At 69.2% G+C, this 6,640-nt stretch carries 7 protein-coding genes and 1 pseudogene; 2 read left to right on the plus strand and 6 right to left on the minus strand.

Annotated elements, in window-relative coordinates; translation table 11 throughout:
- The coding region (locus L995_RS29135) for a hypothetical protein (RefSeq protein WP_047474903.1) at positions 1–438 on the plus strand (438 nt) is incomplete at its 5' end.
- A 326-nt stretch (positions 439–764) separates the two neighbouring features.
- The gene (locus tag L995_RS29140) at positions 765–2,219 is read left to right on the plus strand and encodes a SulP family inorganic anion transporter (RefSeq protein ID WP_231574562.1); all 1,455 of its coding nucleotides are present in this window, start codon (positions 765–767) and stop codon (positions 2,217–2,219) included.
- A gap of 30 nt (positions 2,220–2,249) precedes the next feature.
- Here L995_RS29140 and paaE read toward each other — a convergent pair whose 3' ends face one another.
- From paaE to L995_RS29170, 6 genes and pseudogenes are all read right to left on the minus strand, one after another.
- Positions 2,250–3,347 carry a 1,2-phenylacetyl-CoA epoxidase subunit PaaE gene (gene paaE / locus L995_RS29145; protein WP_047474907.1) on the minus strand — a complete coding sequence of 366 codons (1,098 nt, stop codon included), beginning with the start codon at positions 3,345–3,347 and terminating at the stop codon, positions 2,250–2,252.
- Positions 3,344–3,913, minus strand: coding sequence for a 1,2-phenylacetyl-CoA epoxidase subunit PaaD (paaD, locus tag L995_RS29150; RefSeq protein ID WP_047474908.1), 570 nt, complete (start codon positions 3,911–3,913; stop codon positions 3,344–3,346). The genes paaE and paaD overlap by 4 nt, the downstream gene beginning before the upstream one ends.
- Positions 3,913–4,701, minus strand: coding sequence for a 1,2-phenylacetyl-CoA epoxidase subunit PaaC (gene paaC / locus L995_RS29155; protein WP_047474910.1), 789 nt, complete (start codon positions 4,699–4,701; stop codon positions 3,913–3,915). Before paaC ends, paaD begins: the two co-directional genes overlap by 1 nt.
- Before the next feature lie 13 nt (positions 4,702–4,714).
- On the minus strand, positions 4,715–5,020 hold the full coding sequence (gene paaB / locus L995_RS29160) for a 1,2-phenylacetyl-CoA epoxidase subunit PaaB (protein ID WP_012202743.1): 306 nt from the start codon (positions 5,018–5,020) through the stop codon (positions 4,715–4,717).
- A complete protein-coding gene (paaA, locus tag L995_RS29165; protein ID WP_012202742.1) occupies positions 5,017–6,039 on the minus strand; it encodes a 1,2-phenylacetyl-CoA epoxidase subunit PaaA in 1,023 nt (340 codons plus the stop codon). Before paaA ends, paaB begins: the two co-directional genes overlap by 4 nt.
- Before the next feature lie 45 nt (positions 6,040–6,084).
- Positions 6,085–6,640 (minus strand): annotated as a pseudogene (locus L995_RS29170) (phenylacetate--CoA ligase); the annotation flags it as partial.

A 6,640-nucleotide genomic window follows, 5' to 3' on the forward strand; every position in this document is an offset into this window, starting at 1 on the left:
CCGCGTGGCTGGCTGGCTGCAGCCCTGTGCCTGATCTCGCAGGAGGACTACACGCCCGAGCCCGGCAGCTTCACCTACTACATCGGCATCTCGTCCCTGGTGCGCCATGCGCCGCTGGTGGGCGCGCTGGGCAAGGCGGAGTACTTCGGCACCGTGGGCGACGGCAACAAGCCGCCACACGGCCTGGTGTCCTATGACGTGGAGTTCGCAAGCATTGGCCCCGCCACGCACGCCTTCGATGCCTACCTGATCGGCAAAGGCTATTCCCGGAGTGCGGACGACGAAACGCCCGGCCCCTCCTACGGCATGGGGCGGCGCGTTCGCCATGCCAGGTACACGGCGGCTTCGGGCCAAGTCGTCTACGTGGAAGTGGTGCAGGCCTCGTCGGCCGAGCAAGGCCCTGTGCGCTACCGCGCCACCATGGCGCACTACGACTGATTGCGGCCAGGGGTCCATCCCGCGGCAGGCAGCACCCCCTCGTACAATCGCGCCCGTGATTTCAGTCCACCGGCACCGTCAACCCGGGGCTCGCCAAGCGCGCAGCCGCGATGCCGCGCGCCTTCACAGCTTCACGCTGGCCCGCATCGCGCGCGGCTCGCAGAGCCGGCGCTCGGGCTGCACCCGCCTGGCGCCGCCGTAGCACGGTCGAACCGTACAAGCCGCCAGGTTGTTTCGGGCATCGCCCGACGCCCGGCATGTTCATTCCCGTCTACAAAATCCTGCCCCGCCCTGCCACACCCAGCGCGGCGGGGCTGGCCATTTCCATGTCGAAACACCCGCATCCCTTTCGCGCCGAGTGGGCGCCCAGCATTCCGCGCGAGCTCATGGCCGGCGCCGTGGCCACCTTTGCGCTGATCCCCGAGGTCATCGCCTTTTCCTTCGTGGCTGGCGTCGATCCTGCCGTCGGGCTGTTCGCGTCTTTCATCATCAGCATCGTCATCGCCTTCACGGGCGCGCGCCCGGCCATGGTGTCGGCGGCTGCGGGCTCGGTCGCCCTGGTGGCCGCTCCGCTGGTGCATGCCCATGGCGTGCAGTATCTTTTTGCGGCCGGCATTCTTGCGGGGGCCGTGCAGATCCTGTTCGGCCTGCTGCGCCTGGGCGTGCTGATGCGCTATGTGTCGGGCTCGGTGCGCACGGGCTTCGTCAATGCGCTGGCCATCCTGATCTTCTCGGCCCAGATGCCGCACCTGATCGGCGCCAATGCCGCCACCTGGGCTATGGTGGGCGCCGGCCTGCTGATCATCTACGGCCTGCCCCGGCTGACCACGGCCGTGCCCTCGCCCCTGGTCTGCATCGTGGTGCTGACGGTGGCGGCGAATTGGCTGGACCTGCCCCTGAAGACGGTCGCCGACCTGGGCCTGCTGCCGGACGGCCTGCCCAGCTTCGGGCTGCCGCAGGTGCCGTGGTCGCTGGAGACGCTGCGCCTGATCGCCCTGCCCGCGCTGGCGATCGCCATGGTGGGATTGCTGGAGTCCATGATGACGGCCAGCGTGGTCGACGAACTCACGGACACGCCCAGCTCCAAGAACCGCGAGTGCAGCGGCATCGGCGTGGCCAACATCGCGGCCAGCCTGTTCGGCGGCATTGCCGGCTGCGCCATGATCGGCCAGACCGTGGGCAATGTGCGCTACGGCGGCCGCGGCCGGCTGTCCACGCTGTTCGCGGGCGCCTTCCTGCTCATCCTGATGGTGCTGCTCAAGCCCTGGGTGTCGCAGGTGCCGGTGGCGGCGCTGGTGGCCATCATGGTGATGGTGTCGGCCTCCACGCTGGACTGGGGATCGGCCCGCGCCCTGCTCAGGCACCCCAAGCTGTCCAGCGCCGTGATGCTGGCCACCGTGGTGGTCACCGTGGCCACGGACAACCTGGCCGCCGGCGTGGGCGTCGGCGTGCTGCTCAGCGGTGTGTTCTTCACCTTCAAGGTCTCAAGGCTGCTGTCCGTCGAGAAGACGCAGGACGGCGCAGGCCTGACCTACCGTGTCTCGGGCCAGGTCTTCTTTGCCTCGGCCGACCTGCTGGTCGATGCCTTCGACGTGCGGGACATCGAAGGCCGGCCCGTGCGCATCGAACTGACCAACGCCCATTTCTGGGACATCACGGCCGTCAATGCGCTGGACAAGGTTTGCCAGCGCCTGCGCAAGCACGGCAGCACGGTCGAGGTGACGGGCCTGAACGAACACGGCCGGGCACTGGTGTCGCGGCTGGATATCGGCATCGAGTAGGCCCGCGGCCGTCCCTGGGCGGGACGGCCCTCACCGCTCATCGAACGACAGCACCACCCGCTCGGTCAGCGGATGCGCCTGGCAGGTCAGGACAAAGCCGCAGGCGACTTCGTTCTTGTCGAGGGCGAAGTTGCGCTCCATGCGCACCTCGCCCTCGACCACCTTGGCGCGGCAGGTGCCGCAGACGCCCGAGGTGCAGGAATAGGGCACTTCCAGCCCGGCCGAGGAGGCCGCGTCCAGGATGCTGGCCTGGCCGCGCGTGAAGGGGATCTCGCGCGAGAGGCCGTCGCGCACCAGGGTGATGCGTGCGGTGGCGGCGTCGCCGGGCTGGGCCTCGTGCACCACGGCGCCCACTGTGCCCTGGCCTGCGGCCGGCAGGGCCACGCCGAAGCGCTCGATGTGGATGCGCTCCTCGGGCACGCCGGCGGCCAGCAGGGCGGCCTCGGCCTCGTCGTTCATCTGGAAGGGTCCGCAGATGTAGACATGGTCGATGTGCGCGGCCGGCACCACGCCCTGCAGGAATTCGGCGATCTTGCCGCGGTCCATCACGCCCATGTTCAGCGGCAGGTCGGTGTGCTCGTCCGAGAACACATGCTGCAGCGACAGCCGCGACATGTAGCGGTTCTTGAGGTCCTCGATCTCCTCCTTGAACATGGTGGACTGCAGCTGGCGGTTGCCGTAGATCAGCGTGAAGCGGCTGGCGGGCTCGCGCGCCAGCACGGTCTTCATGATGGACAGGATGGGCGTGATGCCGCTGCCGCCGGCGATGCCCACATGGTGGCGCGCGGCCCCGGGCTCGATGGGCACGAAGAAGCGGCCCTGGGGCGCCATGACCTGCAGCGTGTCGCCGGGGCGCAGATGCTCGTTGATCCAGTTGGAGAACTGGCCGCCGCGCACCTTGCGCACGCCCACGCGCAGCTCGCCGTCATCCACGCCTGCGCAGATGGAGTAGCTGCGGCGCAGGTCCTGCCCGTCGATCTGGTGGCGCAGCGTCAGGTACTGGCCCTGGGTGAAGCCGAAGACCTCGCGCAGCGCGGGCGGCACGTCGAAGGAGACGACCACGGCCTCGGCCGTGTCGGGCGCAATGCTGCGCACGCGCAGCGGGTGGAACATCGTGGTCGTGGTCATATCGGCTTGAAGTGTTCGAAGGGTTCGCGGCAGTCCAGGCAGCGGTGCAGGGCCTTGCAGGCCGTGGCGCCAAAGGCCGAAAGCCGCTCGGTGTGCACGCTGCCGCAGTGCGGGCAGGCAACGGGCTCGGGCACGGCAATGCCCTGGCGGCGGCGCACCAGGCGGATGGGCGAAGTGCCCTCCGGCAGGCCGGAGTCGCCACAGCGCCCGGGGGGCGCGATGCCGTACTCGCGCAGCTTGCGCCGGCCGTCGTCGCTGATCCAGTCCGTGGTCCAGGCCGGGGCGCGGCGCAGCACGGCGCGCGCGGGGCCCAGGCCGGCGGCCTCGATGGCCTCGAGCACGCTGCGCTCGATGACCTCCGTGGCGGGGCAGCCCGAGTAGGTGGGCGTGAGCACGATCTCCATGCCCTGGCCTTCGGGCAGGGCATGGACCTCGCGCACGATGCCCAGCTCGCAGACCGAGATCACGGGCACCTCGGGATCGGGCACGTCCTGCAGCGCGGCCCAGGCCAGGCGCTCGCGCTCGGCCGAGGCGGATGTGACGGCCACCAGCCGTGCGGCAGCCATCACCACACCCCGCCCGGATAGGCGCGCTGCAGGTGCTGCATCTCGGCCAGGATGAAGCCCATGTGCTCGCTGTGCACGCCGTTGCGGCCCGTGCTGCGGAAGGCGGATTCGGCCGGCATGTCCAGCGTGGCCTCATGCAGCAGGGCGGCCATTTCGGCCTGCCAGGGCTCGCGCAGCTCGGACCAGGCCGGGCCCAGGCCGCTGGCGCGTGCGGCAGCGTCCGTGGCGTCGTCGGTGAACAGCTCGGCCGCATAGCGCCACAGCTGGGCCAGCGCCGCCTCCATGCGCTGGCGCGATTCCTCGGTGCCGTCGCCCAGGCGCACCACCCAGTCGCCCGCGTGCTGCTCGTGGTAGCGCGCTTCTTTGAGCGCCTTGGCGGCGATGGCGGCCAGCTCGGCGTCGCTGGAGTGCACCAGGCGCTCCCACATCAGGCGCAGCCAGGTGGCAGCCATGGCGTTGCGCAGCACGGTGAAGGCGAAGTCGCCGCGCGGCAGCTCGGCCAGCGTGGCGTTGAAGTAGTCGCGCTCGTCGCGCAGAAAGGCGAGCTGGTCCTCATCGTGCGCGCGGCCTTCGAGCTGGCCGGCGCGCGTGAGCAGCGCGCGCGCCTGGCCGACCAGGTCCAGCGCCATGTTGGTCATGGCGATGTCCTCTTCGAGGATGGGCGCGTGGCCGCACCACTGGCCCAGGCGCTGGGCCAGGATCAGGCAGGTATCGCCCAGGCGCAGCAGGTACTGCACCTCGGGGCGGGCGTCGATGGCGATGGAGGAGGCCGAGGCGGAGGCGTTCATGGCTGCACCCCGCTCACATGTGGTCCACCGAGGGCGGCAGCTGGTAGAAGGTCGGATGGCGGTAGACCTTGTCCTGGGCCGGGTCGAAGAACATGTCCTTGTCGCCGGGGTCGCTGGCCACGATCTGGTCCGAGCGCACCACCCAGACGCTCACGCCCTCCTGGCGCCGCGTGTAGACATCGCGCGCCATCTGCAGCGCCATCTGCGGGTCGGCCGCATGCAGGCTGCCGCAGTGCTTGTGGTCCAGGCCGGCCTTGCTGCGGACGAAGACTTCCCACAGCGGCCATTCGTTGGTGATGTTCTGTTCGACGGCGGTCATGCGGCCTCCTTGCGGGTCTGGTTTCTCTGTGTCTGCTTGCGGGCATGGGCCAGGGCGGCCTCGCGCACCCAGGCGCCTTCGTCCCAGGCCTTGACGCGTGCGCCCAGGCGCTCGCGGTTGCAGGGGCCGTCTCCGGCGATCACGCGCCAGAACTCGTCCCAGTCGATGGGGCCATGGTCATGGGCCTGGCGGGCCTCGTTCCATTTCAGGTCGGGGTCGGGCAGGGTCACGCCCAGCACCTTGGCCTGGTCCACCGTGGCGTCGATGAACTTCTGGCGCAGCGCGTCGTTGGAGATGCGCTTGATGCCCCAGCGCATGGACTGCGCGCTGTTGGGCGACTGGTCGTCGGGCGGGCCGAACATCATGATGGACGGCCACCACCAGCGGTTGACGGCGTCCTGCACCATGGCCTTCTGCGCCTCGGTGCCCTGCTGCATCATGGTCAGCAGCGCCTCGTAGCCCTGGCGCTGGTGAAAGCTCTCCTCGCGGCAGATACGCACCATGGCACGCGCATAGGGCGCATAGGAGCAGCGGCAGATGGGCACCTGGTTCATGATGGCCGCGCCGTCCACCAGCCAGCCGATGGTGCCCATGTCGGCCCAGGTCAGCGTGGGGTAGTTGAAGATGGAGCTGTACTTGGCCTTGCCCGTGTGCAGCGCGTGCAGCATCTGGTCGCGGCTGCTGCCCAGCGTCTCGGCGGCCGCGTAGAGGTACAGGCCATGGCCGCCCTCGTCCTGCACCTTGGCCAGCAGGATGGCCTTGCGCTTGAGGGTGGGCGCGCGGCTGATCCAGTTGCCCTCGGGCAGCATGCCGACGATCTCGCTGTGCGCGTGCTGGCTGATCTGGCGCAGCAGCGTCTTGCGGTAGTTGTCGGGCATCCAGTCCTTGGCCTCGATGAATTCGCCGGCATCGATGCGCTCGTCGAAGCGCTGCTGCAGGCGCATTTCGTCGGCCGAGCGCACGGCCTTGCCGCCATCGCCCGCTTCCTTGCCCATGGTGTCCATGGCCTGGGTATACATGTGCGATCTCCTTGAATGAAATGGTTGACGACGGCCGGCGGTGCCTCAACGCGGCCGCTTGTCGTACACGCGCCGGGCCTTGCCGGTCTGCGTGCGCTCGATGGTGTCGGGATCGAAGACGCGCACCGCCGTGGAAATGCCCACCAGGGTCTTGATGCGCTGCTGCACCCACTGCGCGATCTCGCCGCGCTCGGCATCGCCCAGGCCGCGCCGCTGCGGCTGCAGCTCGCAGTGCACCTCGACGGTGTCCAGCAGGCCTTCACGGCTGATGTGCATCTGGTACAGGCCCGTGAGGCTGGCATTGGCCAGCACGATTTCCTCGATCTGGGTCGGAAAGACGTTGACGCCGCGGATGATCATCATGTCGTCGCTGCGCCCCACGATCTTGCCCATGCGCCGGAAGCTGCGCGAAGTCGGCGCCAGCAGCCGCGTCAAATCCCGCGTGCGGTAGCGCACGATGGGCATGGCCTCCTTGGACAGCGACGTGAAGACCAGCTCGCCCTCGCTGCCGTCGGGCAGCACCTCGCCCGTGTCCGGGTCGATGATCTCGGGATAGAAATGGTCTTCCCAGATCACCGGCCCGTCCTTGCTCTCCACGCAT

The organism is Delftia sp. ZNC0008 (genome assembly GCF_000799035.1).
In the GTDB taxonomy this organism is placed as follows: Bacteria; Pseudomonadota; Gammaproteobacteria; order Burkholderiales; family Burkholderiaceae_C; genus Comamonas; species Comamonas tsuruhatensis.